Origin of the sequence: Pseudomonas sp. IPO3749 (genome assembly GCF_013386605.1) — a bacterium.
In the GTDB taxonomy this organism is placed as follows: domain Bacteria; phylum Pseudomonadota; class Gammaproteobacteria; order Pseudomonadales; family Pseudomonadaceae; genus Aquipseudomonas; species Aquipseudomonas azotoformans_A.
On record NZ_JACARN010000042.1, the window covers coordinates 72,485 to 95,313 of the forward strand.

28 protein-coding genes are annotated in these 22,829 nt (G+C 62.1%); 15 read left to right on the forward strand and 13 right to left on the reverse strand.

The genetic code is table 11. The annotated features are described in order from the left end of the window. The first annotated feature begins 54 nt into the window (after window positions 1-54). On the forward strand, window positions 55-927 hold the full coding sequence (locus HX812_RS17495) for a LysR substrate-binding domain-containing protein (protein ID WP_038846269.1): 873 nt from the start codon (window positions 55-57) through the stop codon (window positions 925-927). A gap of 60 nt (window positions 928-987) precedes the next feature. Here the strand turns inward: HX812_RS17495 and HX812_RS17500 are convergent, their stop codons facing one another. After that, entirely contained in the window at window positions 988-1,602 is a 615-nt protein-coding gene (locus tag HX812_RS17500; protein ID WP_038846267.1) for an NAD(P)-dependent oxidoreductase, read from the reverse strand. Window positions 1,603-1,635: 33 nt separating this feature from the next. After that, window positions 1,636-2,502: an MBL fold metallo-hydrolase gene (locus tag HX812_RS17505; RefSeq protein ID WP_038846265.1), complete on the reverse strand. Its 867-nt coding sequence runs from the start codon at window positions 2,500-2,502 to the stop codon at window positions 1,636-1,638. A gap of 104 nt (window positions 2,503-2,606) precedes the next feature. Between HX812_RS17505 and HX812_RS17510 the strand changes: the two genes are divergently transcribed. Both HX812_RS17510 and HX812_RS17515 read left to right on the forward strand, forming a co-directional pair. Continuing rightward, the gene (locus tag HX812_RS17510) at window positions 2,607-3,512 is read left to right on the forward strand and encodes a LysR family transcriptional regulator (protein ID WP_038846263.1); all 906 of its coding nucleotides are present in this window, start codon (window positions 2,607-2,609) and stop codon (window positions 3,510-3,512) included. A 98-nt stretch (window positions 3,513-3,610) separates the two neighbouring features. Next, the gene (locus HX812_RS17515; protein WP_016975214.1) at window positions 3,611-3,787 is read left to right on the forward strand and encodes a hypothetical protein; all 177 of its coding nucleotides are present in this window, start codon (window positions 3,611-3,613) and stop codon (window positions 3,785-3,787) included. On the opposite strand, the gene HX812_RS17520 is transcribed toward HX812_RS17515, so the two are convergent. Further along, the gene (locus HX812_RS17520) at window positions 3,780-4,658 is read right to left on the reverse strand and encodes a helix-turn-helix domain-containing protein (protein WP_038846261.1); all 879 of its coding nucleotides are present in this window, start codon (window positions 4,656-4,658) and stop codon (window positions 3,780-3,782) included. The genes HX812_RS17515 and HX812_RS17520 overlap by 8 nt on opposite strands. A gap of 189 nt (window positions 4,659-4,847) precedes the next feature. Here HX812_RS17520 and pobA point away from each other — a divergent pair, with 189 nt between their 5' ends. Both pobA and HX812_RS17530 read left to right on the forward strand, forming a co-directional pair. Next, window positions 4,848-6,032, forward strand: coding sequence for a 4-hydroxybenzoate 3-monooxygenase (pobA, locus tag HX812_RS17525; RefSeq protein ID WP_177128243.1), 1,185 nt, complete (start codon window positions 4,848-4,850; stop codon window positions 6,030-6,032). A 66-nt stretch (window positions 6,033-6,098) separates the two neighbouring features. Next, window positions 6,099-7,616, forward strand: coding sequence for an MDR family MFS transporter (locus HX812_RS17530; RefSeq protein ID WP_050572430.1), 1,518 nt, complete (start codon window positions 6,099-6,101; stop codon window positions 7,614-7,616). Window positions 7,617-7,618: 2 nt separating this feature from the next. Here HX812_RS17530 and HX812_RS17535 read toward each other — a convergent pair whose 3' ends face one another. The 3 genes from HX812_RS17535 to HX812_RS17545 are packed head-to-tail and all read right to left on the reverse strand — an operon-like array spanning window position 7,619 to window position 9,644. Further along, the gene (locus tag HX812_RS17535) at window positions 7,619-8,458 is read right to left on the reverse strand and encodes a cache domain-containing protein (protein ID WP_033902614.1); all 840 of its coding nucleotides are present in this window, start codon (window positions 8,456-8,458) and stop codon (window positions 7,619-7,621) included. A 54-nt stretch (window positions 8,459-8,512) separates the two neighbouring features. Continuing rightward, window positions 8,513-8,983, reverse strand: a complete 471-nt coding sequence (cynS, locus tag HX812_RS17540; RefSeq protein ID WP_038846257.1) for a cyanase — start codon at window positions 8,981-8,983, stop codon at window positions 8,513-8,515. 28 nt (window positions 8,984-9,011) lie between these two features. Continuing rightward, window positions 9,012-9,644 carry a carbonic anhydrase gene (locus HX812_RS17545; RefSeq protein ID WP_038846255.1) on the reverse strand — a complete coding sequence of 211 codons (633 nt, stop codon included), beginning with the start codon at window positions 9,642-9,644 and terminating at the stop codon, window positions 9,012-9,014. A 111-nt stretch (window positions 9,645-9,755) separates the two neighbouring features. Between HX812_RS17545 and cynR the strand changes: the two genes are divergently transcribed. Then, complete coding sequence (gene cynR / locus HX812_RS17550) at window positions 9,756-10,622, forward strand: transcriptional regulator CynR (protein WP_038846254.1); 867 nt, start codon at window positions 9,756-9,758, stop codon at window positions 10,620-10,622. Here cynR and HX812_RS17555 read toward each other — a convergent pair. After that, a complete protein-coding gene (locus HX812_RS17555) occupies window positions 10,597-11,370 on the reverse strand; it encodes a transporter substrate-binding domain-containing protein (protein ID WP_038846251.1) in 774 nt (257 codons plus the stop codon). The genes cynR and HX812_RS17555 overlap by 26 nt on opposite strands. A gap of 344 nt (window positions 11,371-11,714) precedes the next feature. Here HX812_RS17555 and HX812_RS17560 point away from each other — a divergent pair, with 344 nt between their 5' ends. From HX812_RS17560 to HX812_RS17580, 5 genes are all read left to right on the forward strand, one after another. Further along, entirely contained in the window at window positions 11,715-13,085 is a 1,371-nt protein-coding gene (locus tag HX812_RS17560; RefSeq protein WP_038846249.1) for a glutamine synthetase family protein, read from the forward strand. A 100-nt stretch (window positions 13,086-13,185) separates the two neighbouring features. Beyond that, window positions 13,186-13,785, forward strand: coding sequence for a class I SAM-dependent methyltransferase (locus tag HX812_RS17565; RefSeq protein ID WP_038846246.1), 600 nt, complete (start codon window positions 13,186-13,188; stop codon window positions 13,783-13,785). Between the two features lie 122 nt (window positions 13,786-13,907). Continuing rightward, window positions 13,908-15,041 carry a ribonuclease D gene (gene rnd / locus HX812_RS17570; protein WP_038846244.1) on the forward strand — a complete coding sequence of 378 codons (1,134 nt, stop codon included), beginning with the start codon at window positions 13,908-13,910 and terminating at the stop codon, window positions 15,039-15,041. Then, window positions 15,038-15,331 (forward strand): YcgL domain-containing protein, encoded by a 294-nt coding sequence (locus HX812_RS17575; protein ID WP_033902606.1) that lies wholly within the window; start codon window positions 15,038-15,040, stop codon window positions 15,329-15,331. Before rnd ends, HX812_RS17575 begins: the two co-directional genes overlap by 4 nt. A gap of 106 nt (window positions 15,332-15,437) precedes the next feature. Next, complete coding sequence (locus HX812_RS17580) at window positions 15,438-16,370, forward strand: D-2-hydroxyacid dehydrogenase (RefSeq protein ID WP_038846243.1); 933 nt, start codon at window positions 15,438-15,440, stop codon at window positions 16,368-16,370. Window positions 16,371-16,405: 35 nt separating this feature from the next. Here HX812_RS17580 and HX812_RS17585 read toward each other — a convergent pair whose 3' ends face one another. Beyond that, a complete protein-coding gene (locus tag HX812_RS17585; protein ID WP_038846242.1) occupies window positions 16,406-16,990 on the reverse strand; it encodes a nitroreductase family protein in 585 nt (194 codons plus the stop codon). A gap of 154 nt (window positions 16,991-17,144) precedes the next feature. Between HX812_RS17585 and HX812_RS17590 the strand changes: the two genes are divergently transcribed. Further along, the gene (locus HX812_RS17590) at window positions 17,145-17,594 is read left to right on the forward strand and encodes a YcgN family cysteine cluster protein (RefSeq protein ID WP_003172524.1); all 450 of its coding nucleotides are present in this window, start codon (window positions 17,145-17,147) and stop codon (window positions 17,592-17,594) included. 12 nt (window positions 17,595-17,606) lie between these two features. Next, complete coding sequence (locus HX812_RS17595) at window positions 17,607-18,827, forward strand: hypothetical protein (RefSeq protein ID WP_038846240.1); 1,221 nt, start codon at window positions 17,607-17,609, stop codon at window positions 18,825-18,827. Here the strand turns inward: HX812_RS17595 and HX812_RS17600 are convergent. From HX812_RS17600 to HX812_RS17610, 3 genes are all read right to left on the reverse strand, one after another. Continuing rightward, entirely contained in the window at window positions 18,824-19,174 is a 351-nt protein-coding gene (locus HX812_RS17600) for a DUF2892 domain-containing protein (protein WP_033902602.1), read from the reverse strand. The two genes, HX812_RS17595 and HX812_RS17600, sit on opposite strands and share 4 nt — an antisense overlap. Before the next feature lie 68 nt (window positions 19,175-19,242). Next, window positions 19,243-19,710 (reverse strand): RNA methyltransferase, encoded by a 468-nt coding sequence (locus HX812_RS17605; protein WP_003189607.1) that lies wholly within the window; start codon window positions 19,708-19,710, stop codon window positions 19,243-19,245. 181 nt (window positions 19,711-19,891) lie between these two features. Further along, window positions 19,892-20,266 carry a YajD family HNH nuclease gene (locus HX812_RS17610; RefSeq protein WP_003210675.1) on the reverse strand — a complete coding sequence of 125 codons (375 nt, stop codon included), beginning with the start codon at window positions 20,264-20,266 and terminating at the stop codon, window positions 19,892-19,894. A 97-nt stretch (window positions 20,267-20,363) separates the two neighbouring features. On the opposite strand from HX812_RS17610, the gene HX812_RS17615 reads away from it, so the two are divergent. Then, complete coding sequence (locus HX812_RS17615; RefSeq protein WP_038846235.1) at window positions 20,364-21,284, forward strand: ParB/Srx family N-terminal domain-containing protein; 921 nt, start codon at window positions 20,364-20,366, stop codon at window positions 21,282-21,284. Window positions 21,285-21,288: 4 nt separating this feature from the next. On the opposite strand, the gene HX812_RS17620 is transcribed toward HX812_RS17615, so the two are convergent. Continuing rightward, on the reverse strand, window positions 21,289-21,969 hold the full coding sequence (locus HX812_RS17620) for a spermidine synthase (RefSeq protein WP_038846233.1): 681 nt from the start codon (window positions 21,967-21,969) through the stop codon (window positions 21,289-21,291). A 78-nt stretch (window positions 21,970-22,047) separates the two neighbouring features. Between HX812_RS17620 and HX812_RS17625 the strand changes: the two genes are divergently transcribed. After that, on the forward strand, window positions 22,048-22,326 hold the full coding sequence (locus tag HX812_RS17625) for a hypothetical protein (RefSeq protein ID WP_038846232.1): 279 nt from the start codon (window positions 22,048-22,050) through the stop codon (window positions 22,324-22,326). On the opposite strand, the gene HX812_RS17630 is transcribed toward HX812_RS17625, so the two are convergent. Continuing rightward, window positions 22,323-22,796, reverse strand: coding sequence for a cyclic nucleotide-binding domain-containing protein (locus HX812_RS17630; RefSeq protein ID WP_038846230.1), 474 nt, complete (start codon window positions 22,794-22,796; stop codon window positions 22,323-22,325). The genes HX812_RS17625 and HX812_RS17630 overlap by 4 nt on opposite strands. Window positions 22,797-22,829: the final 33 nt, after the last annotated feature.

Below are 22,829 nucleotides of genomic sequence, written 5' to 3' on the forward strand. Positions count from 1 at the left end.
AACAATCGATAAAAAGTCATACTAGCCATGTCCTCACGTCATGGCTGCGCCCCGATGAAACGCCTCCCGCCACTGCCCGCGCTGCACACCTTCTGGGTCACGGCCCAGTGCTGCAACTTCACCCGCGCCGCCGAGCAACTGCACATCACCCAGGGCGCGGTGAGCCGGCAGATTGCCGGGCTGGAAAGTCATTTGGGTTATGCGCTGTTCCAGCGCCAGGCGCGTGGCTTGAGCCTGACCGAAGAGGGTCGCGAATGGTCACTGCGCGCACAGCAGGTGTTTGGCCTGCTCGGCGAGGCGGTGGAGCAGATCGGCAGTCGCCGCCAGGTCCTGCAACTCAAGGCGTCCACCTGTGTGATGCGCTGGCTGCTGCCGCGCCTGATGCAATGGCAGAAGGAACGCCCGGACGTGCCGGTGGAACTCACCACCACCGTGGCCTACACCGTGGACTTTCGCCGCGAGCAATTCGACGCGGCGGTGATCTATGCGCCCATCGCCGAGCAATCGGCCGAGGCGCGGCATCTGTTCGATGAACAGCTCACGCCGGTCTGCGCACCGGCACTGCTCGCGGGCTTGCACACACCGCAAGATTTGCAGCAACAGGTCTTGCTGCACCCCACGCGGGATGAACGGGATTGGGCATTGTGGCTCAAGGCGGCGCAGACGCGGCTGGGCAATTTGAGCCAGGGCCATCATTTTGAAACGCTGGATTTGGCGATGACGGTTGCGTCACAAGGTTCCGGCGTGGCGATTGGCGACAGTGCGTTGATTGGCGAGGATTTGAAGGCGGGGCGGTTGGTGATGCCGTTTGAGCTTCGGGTGCCGACGGGGATGGGGTATTACCTGGTGTATCCGCCGGGGACCGAGCCTTCGGCTGGGCTTGAGGCCCTGATGGACTGGTTAGTGAGCCAAGCGCAACAGTCGTAACACCCGAGATCAACTGTGGGAGCAGGCAAGCCAGCTCCCACAGTTTTTAACCGCGTTGCCTCAGTAACCTACGGTGAAACGCTGGCTTGAGTGTTTCGGCGATTCAACTTCGTCGATCAACGCAATCGCATAGTCCGCAAAACTGATCCAACTGCGACCTTCACTGCTCACCAGCAAGTCATCCTGGCCCACCCGGAATTGACCGGTGCGCTCGGTCTCGACGAACTCCGCCGACGGCGACAGGAACGTCCAGTCCAGTTCCTTCTCCTGGCGCAGTGCGTCAAGAAACGCCGCACCCGCCGTGGCTTCCGCTTTGTATTCCTCAGGGAAACCCACGCTGTCGATCACCCGACCGCCACCTGGCAGCAACAACGAACCGGCGCCGCCCACCACCAGCAGACGTTTTACCCCGGCCTTTTTCACCGGCTCGATCACGGCGCTGGCGGGCAGGGTGGCGAAGTGCGCCGCGCTGATCACCACGTCGCTGCCACTCACCGCCTGTTGCAGGGCGTTGGCGTCCAGGGCGTCGACTTGTTTGACGGTGACGCCAGGGCGCACGGCCAGCGTGTCGGTATTACGAGCGATGGCGGTGACGGTGTGCCCACGACGCAGCGCTTCTTCCAGCAGTTGGCTACCGGCACGGCCGGTGGCCCCAATGATTGCAATCTTGCTCATGACGTTCTCCAGTACGTTAGGGTTTGAAACGGTTCACCACTTCATTTCGCCCTTGGCGACTTTGGCGCTCAGTTCCAGCGAGCTTTCGTCGGCGAGGGTGGGGTAACGCTTTTTCATGGCCGCGATCAGGGCGGCGGAATCCTTGGCCTGGGCGGTCTCGGCGTCGAAGGCCTTGATGTAGTCGGCGGTAAAGGCCACCGATTGCAGCGTCGGTGTGCCGAGGTAGTGGCCCGGGATCACGGTCTTTGGTTTCAGCTGTTGGATGCGTTGCAGTGTCGCCAGCCAGTCTTTATGGGACTTCGCGCTCTGGGTATCGGCCATCCACAGGTGGATGTTTTCGGAGACAACCACGCCACCGACCACGGCCTTGATCGACGGGATCCACACAAAACTTCGATCCGGCTGCGCGCCATCCAGGCCGATGACCTCCAGTGGCTGGCCTTCCAGGCTCAGGCTGTGACCTTCGAGGACCTGCGGCACGATGGTTTTAGACGGCTTGTCGGCGCCCATTTTCGGGCCCCAGAACTCCAGCTTGCCGGCGACGGTGGCCTTGATGTGGTCTACCACCGGTTGCGGCGCCAGCACCTTGGCATCGGGGAAGGCGGCGGTGAGGGTGTCGAGGCCGAAGTAGTAGTCCGGGTCGCCATGGCTGATGTAGATGGTGGTGAGGTGCTTGCCGCTGGCGCGGATCTTCTGCACCAATTGCTCGGCCTGGCCTTTGCCGAATTGGGCGTCCACCAGGATCGCGTCCTTGGCGCCGCTGACCAACACCGAGCTGACCGGGAAGATCGCGGCTTCGCCTGGGTTGTACACGTCCAGCTTCAGCTCGGCCGCAGCCGCATGGGCGGCGAACGCCAGGGCGGCGGTGGCCAGGGTCAGGCGCTTGAAGGTTGAGAACATCGGGCAGCTCCAGCATCGGTAAAGGATGCACAGAGCTTAGTTGCACAAAACCAGACTAAAAATGCGATGCTGGGACATAGTTTGTTTCTGAAATCGGGCAGATCATGGATCGTCTTCAAGCAATGCGCGTGTTTGTCACGGTGGTGGACCTGGGCAGCCAGTCCGCCGCCGCCGATCATCTGGACCTGTCGCGGCCGGTGGTGTCGCGCTACCTGGCAGAGCTGGAAGACTGGGTCGGCGCCCGTTTGCTGCACCGCACCACGCGCAAGCTCAGCCTGACGGCAGCGGGCAGTGAAACCCTGCCACGCTGTCGGCAATTGCTGGAATTGTGTTGCGACATGCAAGCCGCCGTCAGCGAGCCCGATGAAGCCCCCCGTGGTTTGCTGCGCTTGAGCGTCAGCACCTCGTTCGGCCAGGCGCAACTGGCCCAGGCCATTGCCGAATACGTCAAGCGCTACCCGCTGGTAACGGTCGACCTGCAGATGCTCGACCGCACGGTGAACCTGGTGGATGAGCGCATCGACCTGGCTATCCGCACCAGCAACGACCTGGACCCCAACCTCATTGCCCGGCGCCTCACGGTGTGCCGCTCGGTGGTGTGTGCCTCGCCGGCCTACCTGCTGGAGCATCCTGCGCCGCAGAAGGTCGAAGACCTGGCCGGTCACAATTGCCTCACCCATTCCTATTTCGGTAAAAGCCTGTGGCATTTCGAAGAGCGAGGTGAGCCGGTCTCGGTGCCGATCAACGGCAATATCACCTCCAACGAGGCCAGTACGTTGTTACGCGTGACGTTGGCCGGTGCCGGGGTGTCGATGTTGCCCACTTACCAGGCCGGCGATTACATCCGTCGCGGCGAACTGGTGCGCTTGCTGCCCGAGGCCGAGCCTCGGCAGATGAACATCTACGCGGTGTACGCCTCGCGCAAACACATGCCGTCGGCGCTGCGCAGCTTGCTGGATTTCCTGGTGCTGCGGTTTCCGGAAGAGCCGGCGTGGGATGTCGGGCTCTAGGCTGGGATCAACCGGTTGAATGTCGTCCGATAATGGCAACTTGGCCTGGTTGACCTATGCTTTAGACAGCACCCTGTAGATCCGCAGAGGTCTGTGCCATGAGCATTAAAACCAGAAAGTACCTGATGATTTTCAGCCTGTGCGCCATTGCCAGCGCACTCTACGGGACCGCCGCCTACCGTGTGGAGCAAACCCGTATGCAGCCGACCTTTGCGATCAGCTGCCATCAGGATCAATGTGTTCCCCGAACCGGCAGTTTCAGCGCGCTCAGGTAGCCGATGGTTCGGCTTTCAACTGCTCGCGAAACGCCTTGGGTGAGAACCCGACCCGTCGGCGGAACAGCCGAGAGAAGTTGGTCGGGTCGGAAAAGCCCAGCACTTCCGACATCTCATTGATGGTCATGCTGGTGTACGTCAGCAGGCGTTTGGCTTCGAGCAATTGGCGGTCATGCATGATCTGCAACGCAGGTTGCCCACCCAATTCCCGACATGTCCCGTTCAGGTGTGAGACCGAGATCCCCAGCTTGTGGGCAAGATCCTCGATCTTCGGGTGTTCGCGGTAATGCTGCTCGACCAACTGGGTAAAGCGCCGGAAGTATTCACGCCCCCTTGGCGCACGTGGGTGACGGCGCTGGATGGCCTGGCGGCTGATCCATACCAGCAACACGCTGATCAACGCGTGCATCATCATGTCCCGTGCCGGTTGTTCATCGGCGTATTCATCCTGCAAGCGGGCGAACTGGCTGTTCAGGTAATCACTGTCTTTGCCCGCCGGGTAACTGCCGAGCGTTTGTAAACCGTCCACGGTGGCGCCCAATTGTGTTTGCAGGTGGCTGACCAACGGCGCCGAAAGCGTCACTACGTAGCCTTCGACGTCCTCAGGAAAACGGAACCCGTGCACGCACAAGGGGGGCAGGACTTGCAGGGTTGCTTCGTTCAGGGTGGTGCGCTGGCCTTCGATTTCCAACTGTGCCTGGCCTTTGTGCACGTAGAGCAACTGGCACAGGTCCGCGTGCCGGTGGGGTTGGATTTCCCACTGGTATTCCCGACTGCGCCGGGAAATGGTTTCGCAGTGCAACAAATCGGGGGTGGGCCATTGCTGGTGTTCCCCGTAAAGCTTGAAGACCGGAATTGCGGTTTTGGTCATGGTTTCAACCCGATACTCGGAAGAGTGGTGCGGTAATCGCCCCGATTGGCAAAAAGCGCAGGCTTTGGCGCAGTTTTCACCTTCTTATGCCGCTCACTCAAGTGAAAAATGTCAGCAACAAGACCAATGACAACTCTTTCACCCGATCCGTTCGAGTGGAACTTGCGGGCCATAAAAATAATGAAAACGCTGAAAACCCAAGTCGCCATTATCGGCGCCGGTCCTTCCGGACTGCTGCTTGGCCAACTGCTGCATCAGGCAGGGATCGAGACCCTCATCCTAGAGCGCCAGAGCGCCGATTACGTGCAAGGCCGCATCCGTGCCGGCGTGCTGGAACAAGGCATGGTCGACCTGCTGCGGCAGGCCGGCGTCAGCCAGCGCATGGACAACGAAGGCCTGGTGCATGACGGTTTCGAGTTGTCGCTGAACGGCCGGTTGACCCATATCGATCTCAAGGGCCTGACCGGCGGTCAATCGGTGATGATCTACGGCCAGACCGAAGTCACCCGCGACCTGATGGCTGCCCGTGCCGCCGCCGGTGCCACCACCCTGTATGAAGCGCGCAATGTGCAGCCCCACGCTCTCAAAAGTGATCGACCCTGGCTGACCTTCGAACATCAGGGCCAAGCCTTTCGCCTGGAGTGCGATTACATCGCCGGTTGCGACGGTTATCACGGCGTTGCGCGCCAATCGATCCCGGCTGAATCGCTCAAGGTCTTTGAACGTGTCTACCCGTTCGGCTGGCTGGGCATCCTCGCCGACACGCCGCCCGTTCACCCTGAGTTGGTCTACGCCAAACACCCGCGCGGTTTCGCGTTGTGCAGCATGCGTTCGCCGACGCGCAGCCGGTATTACCTGCAGGTGCCGGTGGAGGAACCGATTGACGAATGGTCCGACGCCCGTTTCTGGGGTGAACTGAAAACCCGCCTGCCCAGCCACCTCGCCGAACAGCTGGTCACCGGCCCTTCGATCGAAAAAAGCATCGCACCGCTGCGCAGTTTTGTGGTGGAACCGATGCAGTACGGGCGCCTGTTCCTGCTCGGTGACGCGGCGCATATCGTGCCGCCCACCGGGGCCAAAGGCTTGAACCTGGCGGCCAGTGATGTGAGTACGCTGTACCGGATTCTGCTCAAGGTCTACGGCGAAGGGCGCGTGGATTTGCTGGAGCGTTACTCCGCCATCTGCCTGCGGCGGGTATGGAAGGCCGAGCGGTTTTCCTGGTGGATGACCTCGATGCTGCACCAGTTTCCCGAGGCGGATGGGTTCAGCCAGCGCATCGCCGAGAGTGAGCTGGAGTACTTCATTCACTCCGAGGCGGGGCGCAAGACCATCGCAGAAAATTACGTCGGACTTCCTTACGAAGCTATCGAATAGCCTGCTATCGTATCGAGCATTCCCGTGGGCCGCCTTTTCCCGCGGGCCTTGCTCGAAGGTCTTGCCGTGACGCACCTCAATCAGCCTGCTCCGCCACTGCCCGCTGTGCGCAGTATTCTCGCCTCACTGATGATGGCGATCTTCCTGGGGGCGCTGGACCAGACCATTGTCGCCGTGTCCATGCCCGCTATTTCCGCCCAGTTCCACGACGTCAACCTGCTGGCCTGGGTCATCTCCGGCTACATGGTGGCGATGACCGTGGCGGTGCCGATCTACGGCAAGCTCGGCGACCTGTACGGGCGGCGGCCAATGATGCTGATCGGCATGGGCCTGTTCACCCTGGCCTCGCTGTTCTGCGGCATGGCGCAAAGCATGGAGCAACTGGTGCTGGCGCGGATCCTCCAGGGCATCGGCGCCGGCGGCATGATCTCGGTGAGCCAGGCGATCATCGGCGACATCATCCCGCCCCGCGAACGCGGCCGCTACCAAGGCTATTTCAGCAGCATGTACGCGGTGGCCAGCGTGGCCGGGCCGGTGCTGGGCGGCTACATGACCGAATACCTGTCGTGGCGTTGGGTGTTCCTGATCAACTTGCCCTTGGGCGCTGGCGCCTGGTACGTGGCTCATCGCACCCTGGTGGGCCTGCCGGTGCCGCAGCGCAAGCCGATCATCGATTACCTCGGCACAGTGTTGATGATCGTTGGCCTCACGGCCTTGTTGTTGGGCATCACCGAAATCGGCCAGGGTCATCACTGGCGTGACAGTCAGGTGCTGGGCTTGCTGGTGTGTGCGCTGGTGGCGTTGACGGTGTTTGTCTGGCATGAGCGTCGGGCGCGAGAGCCGTTGTTGCCGATGCATTTGTTCGCCAACCGCAGTGCGGTGTTGTGCTGGTGCACGATCTTTTTCACCAGCTTCCAGGCGATTTCCCTGACGGTGCTGATGCCGCTGCGTTATCAGACAGTGACCGGTTCGGGTGCGGACAGCGCGGCGTTGCACCTGTTGCCGTTGGCCATGGGCTTGCCGATGGGGGCTTATTTTGCCGGGCGCATGACCTCGGTGACCGGTCGCTATAAGCCGATGATCCTCAGCGGCGCGTTGCTGAGCCCCTTCGCGATTCTCGGCATGGCCCTGAGCGCGCCCCAGGCGGTGGGGCTGACGGCGCTGTTTATGTTGTTGTGCGGAATCGCGGCTGGCATGCAATTCCCGACGTCCCTGGTGGGTACGCAAAATTCGGTGGAACAGCGCGATATCGGCGTCGCCACCAGCACCACCAACCTGTTCCGTTCCCTGGGCGGGGCGGTGGGAGTAGCGTGCATGTCGGCGCTGTTGCTGGCGCTGTTGCAGGATTCCAGCTTCGCCCACTTGGCCAGCGGCGCGCTGGTGGCCGAAGGCAGTTCCGGCAACGTGCTGCTCGACGGCCTCAACGCCGCCCCCGGCCCGGCGCAGGATGCCCTGCGCGGAGAGTTGGCGGTGACGTTCCGGCATTTGTTGATGGTCAGTGCGGCGGTGTCACTGCTGGGGCTGGCGGCGGCAATCGCGATGCCCAATCGGGTGTTGCGTGGCCGTGAAGACAAGGCCAAGTAGTCTCAAGGGCTGTAATAACCCACCGCCACCATGAAATGCCCGGCCTTGCGCACATACGCGTGCTTATTCTCGACCTTGTCGGTCACCGGGTTTTTCCAGCGGTATTTGTATTCGCCCTGGTCCTGCTCGGCCATCAACTTGAGGATAGGCTCGCCCACGGGCTTGCCGTCCGGGTCCTTGATCTTGCTGAAGTCGGTGTTGACCAGTCGCAGGTTGGTGCCGTGGGCTACATAGCGCTGGGTATCGAGGTCCACCACGAACACATAAAGGTCGTCCTGCAGGAAACCGCCCTGCAATGAGTTGATGGCCTTGAGTGTGCCGGTTTCATCCTTGAGCAAGGCGGTTGCCGCTTTGTTGCGCAGGGCCCGGGCCTGTTCCGGCGTGGCCCGTGGCAGGTAATAACCCACCGCGAGAATGCGTTCGCCCACGCGCTGATAAAACACATGCTTGTGTTCGACCTTGCCATCGTTCCAGTTCTGCCAGCGATAGTCTGCCTGCTGGATGCCCTGGCCTTCCGGCACCTTGAGCGCATCCTTGAAGGACTGGCGCAAGTCCGGCCCGAGCACTTCGGATACATCGCGGCCGATCAAGGCGGAGGAGGGGCCACCGCTGGCCAGCAGGACGCCTTGGGTGTCGACCACGAACACATAGCGGTCGTGGTCGACGAATTCGCCCTGTCGGCTGAAGGCGGCAAACGCCTTGTCGCCGTTGCTCTGGTAGTAGGCCAAGGCTTTTTCCAGCAGCGCCTTGGCCGCCTGGGCGTCTTCATCCTGAGTCGTTGCGGCGTGCACCTGGCTGAAACACAACAGCAGCAGCCAGGTGAGTCGGAACACTGCCTTCATTATCCGTCCCTCGTTCTTGTTGGTGTGACAAGAGCGTAGACGGTCGCGGGCGACTCAGAAGGGTTTGGTCGGCAGGTACTTGCCATCCAGGGTGATCACTGCGCGGGAACCACCGTCCGGGTCCTCGACCTTCTTGATGTCCAGCTTGAAGTTGATCGCACTGATGATGCCGTCGCCAAACTGCTCATGGACCAGCGCCTTGAGGGTGGTGCCGTAGACCTGGAGCATTTCGTAGAAACGGTACATCGTCGGGTCCGTCGGCACGCCGCCGGGGAAGCTGCCGCGCAGCGGCACGCTTTGCAGCAGGCGGCTGGCGTCCTGGTCCAGGCCGAGCTTGTCGCACACCACGTCCGCAGCGTCCCTGGGCAGCGGGTGCTGGCCGAGCAGGGCGGCGGTGACGAACGCCAGGCTGAGCCCGGTGCCGTCGGTGAGGTCCTGCCAGGACAGGTTCTTGCGGGCCTTGAGGTCGATGATAGTGTCGGCCAGGGCCAGGCGTGGGGTTTGGGAGAAGTTGGATTGCAACATGGTGATGTCCTCTGGGTTGGAAATGGGGTCAGGCCGCGTGAGTGGGTTGGCCGAGCAGCGAAACGAAGCGCCCGCTGCGGCTGTCCAGGGCGTCGATGGCGCCGGTTTCGATGTCGTACACCCAGCCGTGCAACGTCAGCCGACCTTGTTCCAAGGCCAGGGCGACGGAAGGGTGGGTCTTGAGATTGGCCAACTGGGCGATCACGTTTTCGCGCACCAAGTCGCTCAAGCGGGCGGCATCGGATGCGTGTTGGCGGGCGGCGTTGATCACCTTGGCCGACTCGGCATGGCGCAACCAGTTGGCCACGGCCGGCAGGTGATCCAGGCATTTGCAGGTGGAGATGGCGGTCATTGCGCCGCAGTCGGAATGGCCGCAGATCACAATGTCGCTGACCCCCAGCACCGCCACCGCGTATTCGACGGTGGCCGACACACCACCCGGCTCCGGGCCGTAGGACGGCACGATGTTGCCGGCGTTGCGGATCACGAACAGATCGCCCGGTTCCTGCTGGGTCAGCAGCTCGGGGACCACACGGCTGTCGGAACAGGACACAAACAGCGTGCCCGGGGTTTGCGTGGTCGCCAGGTGTTTGAACAGGTCACTGCGTTGGGCAAAGGCTTCGGCCTGGAATTTGCGGAAGCCGTCGATGAGATGTTGCATGGGAAGTTCTCCTTGCGTCGCTGATAGGGCAAGGATGGAAGTTTTCAGCTATAGCGTCCAAGACCGGCTTATTATGGTTTCCATTGGTCATGCCTATAGTTGGGGGCTTCGATGTTGCTGCGCCATATCCGTTACCTGCTGGCGGTGGCTGAACACCGCAATTTCACCCGCGCTGCCGAGGCGCTGCATGTGTCGCAGCCGACCTTGTCGCAGCAGATCAAGCAGTTGGAAGACACCTTGGGCGCACCGCTGCTGGACCGCTCAGGGCGTAGCGTCAGCCTGACCGATGCCGGTGAAGCCTATGTACGCTTTGCGCGCCTGGCCTTGCAGGACCTGCAGGCCGGCACCCGCGCCATGCATGACGTGCAGGAGTTGAGCCGAGGCAACCTGCGCCTGGCCATGACGCCGACCTTTACCGCCTACCTGGTCGGGCCGTTGCTGGCGCAGTTCAATCAGCGCTATCCGGGCATTACCGTGAGCATCGAGGAACTGACCCAGGACCGCATGGAAACCGCCTTGGCGGAAGACGCGCTGGATATCGGCATTGGTTTTACCGGCGAGCATCTGCCGGACATCGAGTGCGAAGGGCTGTTTGTTGAAACGCTGAGTGGGGTGGTCGGCGCCAACCATCCGGGCCTGGATGGCCGGCAGTGGCTGGCGCAACCCTTGGTGTTGTTGAACCCAGGCTTTGCGACCCGGCGCTACATCGATGATTACTGCCGTGCCCAGGGGATAAGGCCGTTGATTGCGATGGAGGCCAACTCCATCAGCGCAATCATCGAAATCGTGCGCAGCACGGCGCTGGCAACCATCCTGCCCAGCGCGATCGCCGAGGCCCAGCCAGGGTTGAACGCGGTGGCGATCAGCCCGGCATTACCGCAACGCACCGTGGCCCTGCTGAGTCGCAAGGGCGCCTATCGCAGTGCCGCGTGTCGCGCCTTCGTGGCGTTGATCAAGGCGCGGCCAGCCACTGGCTGACGATAGCGTCATACGCCCCCGTGGCCTGGCTCAGGTGCAGCCATTGGTCGACGTAGCTTTTCCAGGCCACATCATCACGGGGCAACAGGAAGGCTTTTTCGCTGTACTGCATCTGCCGCTCGGGGTTCACGGCACACAGCCCCGGCTTGAGCTTCTGCTGGTAACGCGCTTCGCTGGCGTCGGTGATCATCACATCGGCCTTGCCCGCCAGCAGTTCGTCGAAAATGGTCACGTTGTCGTGCAGGCGAATCTGCGCCTGGCCCAAGTGGGTGCGGGCGAATACTTCGTTGGTGCCGCCGGCGGGCTCGATCACGCGCACCTGGGGCTGGTTGATCTGTTCGACGCTCTGGTAGCGCTGCACATCGGCACAGCGCACTAACGGGATTTTGCCGTCGACGCCCAGGGATTGACTGAAGAAGGCTTTTTTCTGACGCTCCAGCGATACCGAAATGCCGCCTACGGCGATGTCACAGCGTTGGGCCAGGAAGTCCGGCATCAGGGTTTTCCAGGTGGTAGGCACCCATTGGATTTTTGCGTTGAGGCTCTTGGCCAGGGACTCGGCCATGGCGATGTCGATACCTTCGTAGCGGCCGTCGGCGCGCAGCGATGTGTAGGGCTTGTAGTCGCCAGTGGTGCAGACCGTCAGCGTGCCGCGTTGCAACACCTGGTCAAGGCGCGACGGCGCGGTGTCGGCCAGGGCGCTGGTGGCCAGACTTGCCAGTACACAGAGGGCGAAAGGAGCTTTCATGCGGTCGAGTCCTTGGGGCATGGGCGTGGGCGCTCATTATTTCCAGCACCGGGCACGGTAGCAAGGTGTGGCGAATGTTTAGCCAAGTCGCAACCAAACTCCGCCAACCCTGAATTTAATCACCTGTGCTGGCGTGTGACGCTGGCGGTTACCTCTAGCATTGTGATTCCCGCATGGACGGCTCTTCCGACACCCACCCCGCGACACTGCCGTCCGATCTCGCGTTCTGGGCCCTGTTCCACTGCCGACACGCACGCCCACCAGATACTGCATTCCTACGTTGATCCATCCCCTGGATGGCGCGCACGTGCGCGCCTGCCTGACCCACACGTATGAGAATGCCCATGAGTGTCTTTGCCTGCCTGCACGAAGCCCAGTCCTTCCTTGAACAGAACCCGGACATCGAGATGTTCGAGCTGTTTATCCTCGATAACAATGGCGTGCCACGCGGCAAGTTGCTGCACCGCGATGAGTTGCTGGCGGTGTATGAAAGTGGCCGGCCTTTGCCCAGTACCATTCTTGGCCTGACCATCAATGGCGACGACGTGGAAAACTCCGGGCTGGTGTGGGAAGTGGGTGATATCGATTGCCGCGCCTACCCGATCAGCGGCAGTTTGCAGCGCATGCCGTGGCGCCTGATTCCGACGGCCGCCGTGCAAGTCAGCATGCACCCCACCGAAGGCCTGCCCGCCACCGTCGCCGACCCCCGGCACTTGCTGGCCAAGGTGATTGACGGACTCAAGGCCGACGGCTATTACCCGGTGATGGCGGCGGAACTGGAGTTCTACCTGCTCGACCAGAAACCCGACAGCCACGGCCGCCCGCAGCCGGCGCGGGATGTGGACGGCGGTCGCCCGCGTTCGACTCAGGTCTACGGCCTGCGCGAGCTGGAGCAGATCGAGCCTTTCCTCGCTGACCTTTACAGCGCCTGCAAACTGCAAGGCATCCCGGCGCGCACGGCCATCTCCGAATACGCGCCGGGCCAGGTTGAAATCACCCTGGAACACCGCGCCGATGCCCTGCAAGCCATGGACGAAGCGGTGCGCTACAAACGCCTGGTCAAGGGCGTGGCGCATAAACACGGGATGACCGCCTGCTTCATGGCCAAGCCGTTCGACGACCTGGCCGGCACCGGCATGCACATGCACGTCAGCCTGGCAGACGCCGAGGGCAACAACCTGTTCGCCAGCGAAGCCACCGACGGTACGCCGCTGCTGCGCCACGCCGTGGGCGGCATGCTCAGTACTTTGCTTGATTCCTTGCTGATGTTCTGCCCGAATGCCAACTCCTATCGCCGCTTCCAGACCAACAGCTACGCCCCGCTGGCCGCCACCTGGGGCGTGGACAACCGCACCGTCAGCCTGCGCGTGCCGGGCGGCCCGGCCAACTCGCGGCATATCGAGCACCGCATCTGCGGCGCCGACGCCAACCCCTACCTGGCCGCTGCCGCGATCCTGGCCGGCATCCATCGCGGTATCCGCGAACAGCGCGACCCCGGCGCTCCGGTAGAAGGCAACGGCTACGCCCAGGCCAAGGAGTTGCTGCCCACCGACTGGCTGACCACCTTGCGCGCCCTGGAAGGGTCGAGCTGGGCGCGGGACGCGTTCGGCAGTGAATTCCTCGGCGTGTACCTGGCGGTCAAGCGCGCCGAATACCGCCAGTTCATGGGCGAGGTGGGCGAGCAGGATTGGGGCTGGTATCTGCATCAGGCGTGAACCGGATTCGGTGGTGAACGTTTCGACCTTTTTTTGACATTGCACTGGTTAAGCTGCGAATCAAGGTCGTTCACTGCCGTTCCACCCACATGAGCCCACGATGTCGCCACAACCACCCTCATCCATCGAGATCGAATACGCCGAGCGCTGTGACCGCGAGCACGCCAGGGTCTGCGCCGATACACGCCCGCCAGGGCTGCGGCAGCGACTGGCATCGTGGCGCGACGAGTGGCTGGTGCGCCAGGCGCTGAAAGTCGCGGGCGAGCCTGGACTGGTGCTGGACCTGGCCTGTGGCTCGGGGCGCTTTTGGCCCGTGCTGGCCGAACACGTCAATCGGGTGATCCTGGCGTCGGACAACTCCCAGGACATGCTCGACCATGCCCGCACCCATCACCCGGCGTCGTTGCTCAAGCGCGTCAAGACGTTCCAGGGCTCAGCGTTTTCCATCGGTTTGTCGGCGAATGCGGTGGACTGCATTTTCTGCCTGGAATTGTTTCGCCATGTGCCCAGCAGTGAAGGGCGCTCGGCCCTGCTGCGCGAGTTTCACCGGGTCAGCCGCGACACGGTGATTGTCTCGGTCAATTCCCGTACCGCCGTCGAAGAGGAGTTCCGCCAGGCGGGCTTCAAGGTCCTGCATCAGCAGGAATTCATGCCGGGCTCAAGCCTGTGGCGGGTCTACGTGCTGCGTAAGAGAGGATAAGTCCCGCCTGTCGGACTATTCTTCAACTCCTGTCTGAGTTTTCATGGTTGCCTGTGCACTGCGGATGCTCGCTAGCCCCTTTCGCGATATATACTGCGCGCCATTCTTCAAGGGAGAGCCGTGTGGCCATCGATATTCACTGGATCTGCGACAACGATAGCCTCGGCCAGCATTGCGCCGAATGGCAGCAGTTGCCATTCGTCGCCCTCGACACCGAATTCATGCGGGTCGACACCTTTTATCCCATTGCCGGGCTGATCCAGATTGGTGATGGCGTACGCGCTTACCTGATCGATCCCCTGACCATCGACAACTGGCAACCCTTGGCCGCCTTGCTGGAGAACCCGGCGGTGATCAAGGTGGTGCATGCCTGCAGCGAAGACCTCGAAGTGTTGCTGCGCTTGACCGGCAGCCTGCCCGTGCCATTGTTCGACACCCAATTGGCCGCCGCTTACCTGAATCTTGGTTTCTCCATGGGCTACTCGCGCCTGGTGCAAGCCGTGCTGGATATCGAGCTGCCCAAAGGCGAGACCCGTTCCGACTGGCTGCAGCGGCCGTTGTCCGAGACGCAAGTCAGCTACGCCGCCGAAGACGCGGTGCACTTGGCCGAGGTTTACACGCGCCTGCGTCCGCAACTATCGGACGACAAGTACGCCTGGGTGCTGGAAGACGGCGCGGAGTTGGTCGCCAACCTGCGCCGCGAAGTCGACCCGTACGAGGTGTATCGCGACGCCAAGCTGGCATGGAAGCTGTCCCGCGCCCAACTCGCCGTGCTGCGTGAACTCTGCGCCTGGCGCGAGCAGCAGGCCCGCGCCCGTGACCTGCCGCGCAACCGCATCATTCGCGAACACTCATTGTGGCCCCTGGCCAAATCCCAGCCGGATAACCTCGCCGCCCTGGGCAAGATCGAAGACATGCACCCGCGCACCGTGCGTCAGGACGGCCAGTTCCTGCTGGACCTGATCAAACGTGCCGGCAGCGTGTCGATGGACCAATGGCCGCCTGCCGTTGCCGAACCGTTGCCGGTGGATGCCGCCGCACTGATCAAGCAATTGCGTGCCCTTGGCCAAGCTGAAGCCGAACGCCTGGAGATGGCGCCGGAACTGATGCTGCGCAAGAAAACCCTCGAAGCCCTGGTCAAAAGTGGCTACCCCGATGGGCCTTATAAATTGCCAGACTCGCTGCGTGGCTGGCGCCGCGAGTTGATGGGCCAGGCGCTGCTCGACAGCCTGGCCTCCGCCGGAGAACAGCCTTGAAACGTATCTGCTCCATCTACCGCAGCCCTAAACGCGCCGGCATGTACCTTTACGTCCTGAAAAGCGATGCCCTCGAGCGCGTGCCTGAAGGCCTGCTCACCGTATTCGGCAAGCCGGTACACGCGTTCAACCTGGTGCTGACGCCTGAGCGCAAGCTGCAACAGGAAGACATCGTGCAGGTGTTGGAAAACCTCGACAAACAGGGTTACCACCTGCAAATGCCGCCACCCGAGGACGAGTACATCGAACACTTGCCCGAAGAGCTGCTGCGTCGCAACGACCCGATGTGATCGACCCGTGCTCCGTCCGGGGCACGTGCTTCAATGGAATCGTATAAGTGGGCGGTGGCCGTAAGGATGCGGGCAGCCGTCCGTTCTGTTTTGAAAGGTTTTATGCATGCGTGTTCTGATTGCTGAACAGGATCACCCGCTCTACGCCCAATTGCTCGGCGAAGCGGCACCGGACCTTGAAGTGCTGACCAGCGGCGACTCGGCCGAACTGTCGCGCCTGGCCGCCGATTGCCCGGTCTGGCTGGGCCAGCCGGACTTGCTGGCGACGCTGTTGCGCCAAGGCCATCAGCCGCAATGGCTGCAATCGACTTGGGCCGGCATAACGCCGCTGCTGGCTGAAGGTTTGCCACGCGACTATCGCCTGACCCGTGCGGTCGGTATTTATGGCCAGGTCATGGCCGAATTCGTGCTCACTTATATGCTCGGCCATGAACGCGAAGTACTGGCGCGCCTGGTCAGCCAGGTCGAGCGCAAATGGGACAACCGCATGGGCCAGAGCCTGGCGGGGCGCAAGGTGCTGATCGTCGGCACCGGCGACATCGGCCAGAGTGTTGCCGAGTTCCTGGTGCCCTTCGGCGTGAAGCTGTACGGCATCGCCAGTTCCACTCGGGAACAGGCGCCGTTTATCGAAGTGGCCGGGCTTGAAGCCCTGGGTCGCCTGGTGGGTGAGGTGGACTACGTAATCAACCTGCTGCCTAACACGCCAAGCACCCATGATCTGTACGACGCGGCGCTGTTCAAGCAATTCAAGCCGACCGGGTTGTTTATCAACGTCGGCCGTGGTGTGTCGGTAGTGGACGCCGACCTGGTCGAGGCCTTGAAAGAAGGGCATCTGGCCGGTGCGGTGATTGATGTGTGCCGCCAGGAACCGTTGCCGCAACGTCATCCGTTCTGGACGGCGTGGGGCCTTCTGCTGACGGGTCACAGTTCGGCGCCGACCTCGCCGGCACTGATGGTGGAGCTGTTCGTGCAAAATGTGCGGGCGTATCAAGCCAAGCAAGCATTGCGTGGAACCGTGGATTTCGAGCGCGGTTACTGACAGCAGAGGAGCCGGCATGCCGGCTCCTCTTGGCATTACAGGCTGAAATCACCTTCCGAGACCAACTCGCTCAACGGACGACGCGGGCTCGGCGCTTCACGACCCTGCAGGTACTCCGGCAAGCTCGACTTGTCCCCCAGCTTGCCAACCGCAACAGCGGCATGCAGGGCATAACCTTCCGGGATTTTCAGCTCTTTGCGGGTCAGTTCCTGATCGAAACCGGCCATGCCGTGGGTGTGCCAACCGCTGAGGCTGGCTTGCAGCGCCAGGTGGCCCCAGGCCGAGCCGGTGTCGAAGGTGTGCCAGAGCGCCGGGGTTTCTTCGCTGGCGCCGGGGGCGGTGAAGTCGGTTTTCGAGGCGATGATCACCAGGGCCGACGCATGCTGCGCCCAGTTGCGGTTGAATTCATTCAGCAAGCCTAGGAAACGCTCCCAGTCCGGCGTATCGCGGCGCGCGTAGAGAAAGCGCCATGGCTGCGAGTTGTAGGCGGACGGCGCCCAGCGCGCGGCGTCGAAGAAGCTCAGCAGTGTCTCCTGGGAAATGCTCTCGCCGGTGAAGGCGCGGGGCGACCAACGGTCGGTGAACTGGGTGTGGATCGGATAATCGGCAACACGTGTCATGGAGCAGTTCCTGATCGTCAATTCGGCGCTCAAAACTACTGCGCGGCCACTAGACTGACAAGTGTTGTTACACCGCCAGTCGTAAGCGCTTGGCCCCAGGGGCCTTGGGCACTAGACTGGCGGCCTTTTCACCTACCGATACCGATGTAGAGCCATGGCCGCCAAAGTCGAACCTTTCTGGATACGCAAAACCCTTGAACACCTCGACCAGGAGGAGTGGGAGTCGTTGTGCGACGGCTGTGGCCTGTGCTGCCTGCAAAAGCTTGAGGATGAAGACGACAACAGCGTCTATTACACGCGGATCGCCTGCAAACTGCTCGACCTGAAAACCTGCCAGTGCACCGACTACCCCAACCGTCGCGCCTCGGTGCCGGACTGCATCCAGCTCACGCCGGGCCAGGCCGACCAGTTCAAATGGTTGCCGCCCACCTGCGGCTATCGCCTGGTCAGCGAACGTAAGGACCTGCCACTGTGGCACCACCTGGTCTGCGGCGACCGCGATGCCGTGCACCACGAACGCATTTCCCAGTCCGGGCGCATGCTCAGCGAAGGCAGCGTGCCTGAGGATGACTGGGAGGATTACCTGATTTTCCGCGCGGGCTGACAAGGAGTGGGTATGAGGGGGGCAATCAAGCTGGCGGCATCTGTGGTGTTGCTGGCGCTGAGTACATCGGCGTGGTGCGCGAAGAAAGTCGACCTGGATTATCACGTCAAACTGTTGCCCCAGAGTGATCAGGCCGAGGTGCGGGTGAGCCTTTCCCAAGGCTCGGCGGTGCGCAGCTTGAACTTCGACCTCGGCCCCGACGGTGACTACAGCGATTTCAAGGCCGACGGCCAGTGGAGCATCACCGAGCATCGTGGCCTGTGGCAACCCAGCGCCAACAAGGCCAGCCTGACTTACCGCGTACGCCTCACCCATGCACGCAAGGCCGGTCTCTATGAAGCGCGGATGACGCCGGGCTGGGCGTTGTTTCGCGGCGAAGACTTGGTGCCGACTGCGCGGCTCGACCAGCAGGACGGCGTCGAGTTGGTCTCGCGCCTGGTGTTCGAACTGCCGGCCGGCTGGAAAAGCGTTGAAACCGCTTGGCCGCGCATCGGCAAGAACAAATTCCGCATCGACAACATCTCCCGCCTGTTCGACCGGCCCACCGGCTGGATGCTCGCCGGCAACCTCGGCAGCCGCCGCGTGCGCCTGGGCGAGACGGAAGTCACCGTGGCTTCGCCCAAGGGCCAGGCCATGCGTCGCATGGACGTGCTGACGTTGCTGACCTTCGTCTGGCCCCAAGTGGAAGCGGCCTTCCCGCGCCATCCGGCCAAGCTGCTGGTGGTGGGCGCCAGTGACCCGATGCGCCGTGGCGCGTTCTCGGCGCGGGATTCGGTCTACCTCAACAGCCGCACGCCGCTGGTCAGCGAAAACGGCAGCAGCCCGTTGATTCGCGAAGTGGTGCAGGCGATTGGGCGTTTCAATGACCACGACACCAGTGACTGGATCAGCGAGGGCCTGGCCGAGTACTACGCCATCGAGCTGGTGCGTCGGGCAGGTGGCATCACCGACGAACGGTATCAGGCGATACAGGCGCGATTGAACAAGGAAGGCAAGGACGTGACCAGCCTGCGCGGCGAACACGTCAGCGGTGCGACGGTGGCACGGGCGGTGGTGGTGTTGCAGGAGCTGGACCGCGAGATTCGCGTAAAGACGCATAACAAGCGCTCGCTGGATGACCTCGCGCAGGCGGTGATGCGGGCCAACAGCATCACCACCGCGGAGTTCGTGCAACTGGCTGAAAGTATCATTGGCGAGTCGTCGGTGGTGCTGGACAACAAGCTGCTGCGTTAGCCGGTGGTTTTGGTGGCCTTCTCGGCCGCCACTTCGGCCTTGGTCTTCAGGTTCTTCAGCTCGGCCCCGGCGCGTTCGATCTTCGTGCGCACGGTATTCATTTCCTGGCGGCCCTGTTCCAGCTTGTCCTTGAGCGAGCTGTGCCCGGTAAAGCCACGGGCCAGCGCTACACCGCCGATCGCCACCTGGATCAAGCCGAAAATCCCGCCACGGCGCAGGCCTTTGCCCACCATCATCACGCCACCGGCCACCGAGCCGATGCGCTCCCAGCCGTGCACGTTCTGTGTGGGCTGAGTCTCGAAAGGCGTGTGTTCGATGATAGGTCGCAAGGTTTTGCTGTCGCTCATGATCTGTCTCCAACGAGGGCTATTGATAAGTAGCTGACTGCCCGCAGGCGTCGGATGTTCCCAAAAGATCAGTACTTGGGGCCCGAGCGGGTGTTGTTGCCCTTGGCCAGGCGGTCGTAGAGCACCACGTTGACGGTGGCGGCGAGGTTCATGCAACCGGTGGTCGGGATGTAGACCACGTCTTCGCACCAGTCGCGGATCTCTTTGTCCAGCGACCCGTCTTCCGGACCAAAGATGTACAGCGCGCGGTCCGGATGGGTGTATTCGGGCAGGGGGCGAGCGCCTTCTACCAGTTCCACGGCGACGGGGATGCAGCCCAGGGGCAGGATCTTTTTCAGGTCATCGATGCCGATCAGCGGAATGTCGTGGTGGACTTTCTTGGTGTCGGTGATGAAGTCCCGCGCGCGCTCGTAACGCACGCCGGTGTAGAACACCGAGGCCACGCCGTAGCAGCCGGCGGCACGCATGACCGAACCGACGTTTTCGGGGGATTTGGGGTTATACAAACCGATGCAGCTGTAGCGTTTATTGCCCACGGGGAAGGGTGCCTTGGAGAAAAACGGCGATTATACGGGGATTAGGCAGGGTGCGGTGTTGTCTGGGATATCGCTATCGCGGGCAAGCCCGGCTCCCACAGGGGAATGCATTCCAATTGTGGGAGCTGCGGTGCGACGATTCGACTTGCCTGCGAAGAGGCCGGCACAGTCAGCGACGGTTTCAGTCGTCTTTCTTCATCAACCCCGCCAACGCCGCAAACGGGTTGTGCGTGGCCTTGGCAATCGTCGGGCTGCTGGTGGAGCCTTCGCCGAAGTACTGCTGGTCGGTATAGCGCGAGTGTTCGTTGTCATGGCAATACAGGCACAGCAACTCCCAGTTCGAACCGTCCTGGGGATTGTCATCATGATTGTGGTTTCGATGGTGTACGGTCAGTTCGCTCAGGCGTTTGCCGGCGAACTCACGGGCGCAGCGGCCGCACACGTGGGGGTACATTTTCAAGGCTTTATCGCGGTAGCCCATTTCCCGGTCGCGCTGGGCATCGGCAAGGATGCGGTCCAGCTTGGCGGTGTGGGAGGGCGGGTTGGTCGAGCTCATCATGGCTCCTGGCTATTTGGGGGTTCACGGATAGGGTTGATTCTAGCCGCTCGCGTTGCAAATAACCGCTTCACTTTACTCATAAGGACTGAAACTCATGCGTCTGCATTCATGGACTGTTGCACTGTTGTTGTGTGGGCTCACGGCCCAAGCCCAAGCGTTCTCGACACCCCAGCCCGGCCAGGTGATCGAGGTGGCCCTCGACCAATTGCACCCGACCCAGGCCGTGGTGGGTTTCGACCAGATTTACTACAGCCTCGGCCTGTTCGCCGACAAACCCGCCAAGGTCTTCGATGAATACTGCGAAACCAACGGCCAGGGCGAAGCCGACAACGTGCCCAAGGGCGCGGACCTTCACATACCGGCGAGCTTCACCTGCAAGGACCCGGTGGGCACCCATCCCGACGACATGAAAACCGTAGTAGTCGGCCCCGGCGGCCAGTTGTACCTGACCGACGGTCACCACAGCTTCACCACCTTGTGGGAAGTGCCCGGCGGCGGGCCTCGCCTGAACATGTGGGTCAAGGTCACCGACGACTTCAGCAACAGCCCCACCCTGGCCAACTTCTGGCAGCGCATGCAGGCCGCGCGCAAGGTCTGGCTCAAGGACAATCAAGGCCAGACCTTGCCGCCCGAGCAATTGCCGGCGCACCTGGGCTTCAAGAACCTGCAGGACGATACCTTCCGCAGCCTGGTGTATTTCACCCGCAAGGCCGCGTATGGCAAGCCCGAGGCGGGCGAGATCGCGCCGGAGTTCCTGGAGTTCTACTGGGGCAATTGGCTGCGCACTCAAATTGACCTGGGCAAGTACAACCTGAACAAGAAGGGTGGCTACAAGGACGCCATCGAGGCCGTGGCCAAGCGCATGGTCAGCCTGGCGCCGGGCTCACAGGTCGGCGACAGCGGTTTCACCGCCCATCAACTGGGCGGCATGACCCAACTCGACCGTAACGAGCTGGAAAAAACCTTCGACAAAAAAGTGCCGTACGTGATCGATTACCGCAACTCCCTGCGTTAGCCGATCACAGCTTCTGCGCAATCCAGATGGTGTGTCGGGTGCCCTTGTTGCCATGGGCGAATACCTGCACTTCCTCGGCCTTGAAACCGGCCTTGCGCAGTTTGTCGCTGAACAGCTTGTCCGCGCTGGCCGACCACACGGCCAGCACGCCTTTGGGGCGCAGGGCCTTGGCGCAGGCCGCCAGGCCTCCGGCCGAGTAGAGCCAACTGTTGGCCTTTTGCGTGAGGCCTTCGGGGCCGTTGTCCACGTCCAGCATGATCGCGTCAAAGCCCTGGGGCTCGGCTTGCAGCACCTTGGCCACGTCTTCCAGGCGGATCACCGTGCGCGGGTCCAGCAGCGGCCGGCCGGATTTTTCGCCCAGTGGCCCACGGTTCCATTCCACGACGCCTGGTACCAGTTCTGCAACGACCACTTCGGCCGTCTTGCCCAGGTGCTTGAGCGCTGACGCCAGGGTAAAGCCCATGCCCAAGCCACCGATCAACACCCGTGAATCCGCACGCCCGGCAACTTTGCGGCAGGGGATCTCGGCCAAGGCATCTTCGGAACCGTGCATGCGCGTGTTCATCAGCTGGCCGCCGTCACCGCCCTGGATCTTGATGACGAAATCTTCACCGTATTCGAACAGGCACAAGGCACCGCCGTTGTCGGGGATCGGGGTGGTGTCCAGCAGAACGAAACGTTTCATGGAAATCTCATTGGGAAGGGCATTCTTGCGCGGTTGGGAGTAGCCTTACGACATTCCGGTCAGGCCATGGAGCCATCGATGAAGTGCAGCATTCTAACGGTCATTGTGTTGAGCGCGCTCGCCTCTGGTGCGGTGCAGGCTCAGGAGTTGCAAACCGTACCGGTCGCGCCCGCCCCAACGCCAGGCGCACCGGGCACCCCGACGCCGACGTTGTACCCGCAAGTCACCCCACCGGCCGTGCCCAAGACCAACGGCTCGCCGCCCTTGGTGCCCATCGTGCTGCCCACGCCACCCAAGGACCAGACGGTGCCGGGCCTGCTGCAAAACGACAGCAAGCCGAAGACGCCGGGCGGCTAAAACTGTTGCGAAAGTAATTGCCCGTCGGCCATGCGCAGGCGCTTGGACAGGGCGATGGCAATCGCGCGGATGATCTTGGCGGCAACCCTGGGCGCTTCGTTGAGCATCTTTTCCAGGGAGTCCTTGCCCAGGTTCAACAGCACGCAGTCACTGGCCGCCATGCAACTGGCCGAGCGGCGCTCGCCGTCGAGTACCGCCATTTCGCCGAAGGCACGGCCGCTGCGCAGGGTGGCGATGGTCAGTCGTTGGCCATCGTAGTTGGTTTTTTGCACCGCCACCTGGCCGCTGTGGAGGATGCACATGAACGTGCCAGCATCGCCCTCAAGGAAAATTACCTCGTCGCGGGCAATGCTGCTGATATTGAAATAGCCGGCGGCGACGTGAAAGTCTTCCGGCAACAGCGGGTCGAACAGGCCGCAATCCATGAGCATGTCGCGGATTTCGGTATTCATTAGCGTCGGTAGTGCCATGGCTGCAATCTTGGTCCATCAATCAGTAGGCGG

What these genes read in the sequence shown, in the direction of transcription:
- HX812_RS17520 (WP_038846261.1), bottom strand. Translation starts at nt 4,658, where the DNA reads ATGACCAAAACCGCAATTCCGGTCTTCAAGCTTTACGGGGAACACCAG.
- HX812_RS17560 (WP_038846249.1), top strand. Translation starts at nt 11,715, where the DNA reads ATGAGTGTCTTTGCCTGCCTGCACGAAGCCCAGTCCTTCCTTGAACAG.
- HX812_RS17555 (WP_038846251.1), bottom strand. Translation starts at nt 11,370, where the DNA reads ATGAAAGCTCCTTTCGCCCTCTGTGTACTGGCAAGTCTGGCCACCAGC.
- HX812_RS17505 (WP_038846265.1), bottom strand. Translation starts at nt 2,502, where the DNA reads ATGTTCTCAACCTTCAAGCGCCTGACCCTGGCCACCGCCGCCCTGGCG.
- HX812_RS17595 (WP_038846240.1), top strand. Translation starts at nt 17,607, where the DNA reads ATGAGGGGGGCAATCAAGCTGGCGGCATCTGTGGTGTTGCTGGCGCTG.
- HX812_RS17580 (WP_038846243.1), top strand. Translation starts at nt 15,438, where the DNA reads ATGCGTGTTCTGATTGCTGAACAGGATCACCCGCTCTACGCCCAATTG.
- HX812_RS17535 (WP_033902614.1), bottom strand. Translation starts at nt 8,458, where the DNA reads ATGAAGGCAGTGTTCCGACTCACCTGGCTGCTGCTGTTGTGTTTCAGC.
- HX812_RS17615 (WP_038846235.1), top strand. Translation starts at nt 20,364, where the DNA reads ATGCGTCTGCATTCATGGACTGTTGCACTGTTGTTGTGTGGGCTCACG.
- HX812_RS17625 (WP_038846232.1), top strand. Translation starts at nt 22,048, where the DNA reads ATGAAGTGCAGCATTCTAACGGTCATTGTGTTGAGCGCGCTCGCCTCT.
- HX812_RS17610 (WP_003210675.1), bottom strand. Translation starts at nt 20,266, where the DNA reads ATGAGCTCGACCAACCCGCCCTCCCACACCGCCAAGCTGGACCGCATC.
- HX812_RS17590 (WP_003172524.1), top strand. Translation starts at nt 17,145, where the DNA reads ATGGCCGCCAAAGTCGAACCTTTCTGGATACGCAAAACCCTTGAACAC.
- HX812_RS17545 (WP_038846255.1), bottom strand. Translation starts at nt 9,644, where the DNA reads ATGCAACATCTCATCGACGGCTTCCGCAAATTCCAGGCCGAAGCCTTT.
- cynS (WP_038846257.1), bottom strand. Translation starts at nt 8,983, where the DNA reads ATGTTGCAATCCAACTTCTCCCAAACCCCACGCCTGGCCCTGGCCGAC.
- HX812_RS17515 (WP_016975214.1), top strand. Translation starts at nt 3,611, where the DNA reads ATGAGCATTAAAACCAGAAAGTACCTGATGATTTTCAGCCTGTGCGCC.
- cynR (WP_038846254.1), top strand. Translation starts at nt 9,756, where the DNA reads ATGTTGCTGCGCCATATCCGTTACCTGCTGGCGGTGGCTGAACACCGC.
- HX812_RS17495 (WP_038846269.1), top strand. Translation starts at nt 55, where the DNA reads ATGAAACGCCTCCCGCCACTGCCCGCGCTGCACACCTTCTGGGTCACG.
- HX812_RS17600 (WP_033902602.1), bottom strand. Translation starts at nt 19,174, where the DNA reads ATGAGCGACAGCAAAACCTTGCGACCTATCATCGAACACACGCCTTTC.
- HX812_RS17630 (WP_038846230.1), bottom strand. Translation starts at nt 22,796, where the DNA reads ATGGCACTACCGACGCTAATGAATACCGAAATCCGCGACATGCTCATG.
- HX812_RS17500 (WP_038846267.1), bottom strand. Translation starts at nt 1,602, where the DNA reads ATGAGCAAGATTGCAATCATTGGGGCCACCGGCCGTGCCGGTAGCCAA.
- HX812_RS17565 (WP_038846246.1), top strand. Translation starts at nt 13,186, where the DNA reads ATGTCGCCACAACCACCCTCATCCATCGAGATCGAATACGCCGAGCGC.
- HX812_RS17620 (WP_038846233.1), bottom strand. Translation starts at nt 21,969, where the DNA reads ATGAAACGTTTCGTTCTGCTGGACACCACCCCGATCCCCGACAACGGC.
- HX812_RS17510 (WP_038846263.1), top strand. Translation starts at nt 2,607, where the DNA reads ATGGATCGTCTTCAAGCAATGCGCGTGTTTGTCACGGTGGTGGACCTG.
- HX812_RS17585 (WP_038846242.1), bottom strand. Translation starts at nt 16,990, where the DNA reads ATGACACGTGTTGCCGATTATCCGATCCACACCCAGTTCACCGACCGT.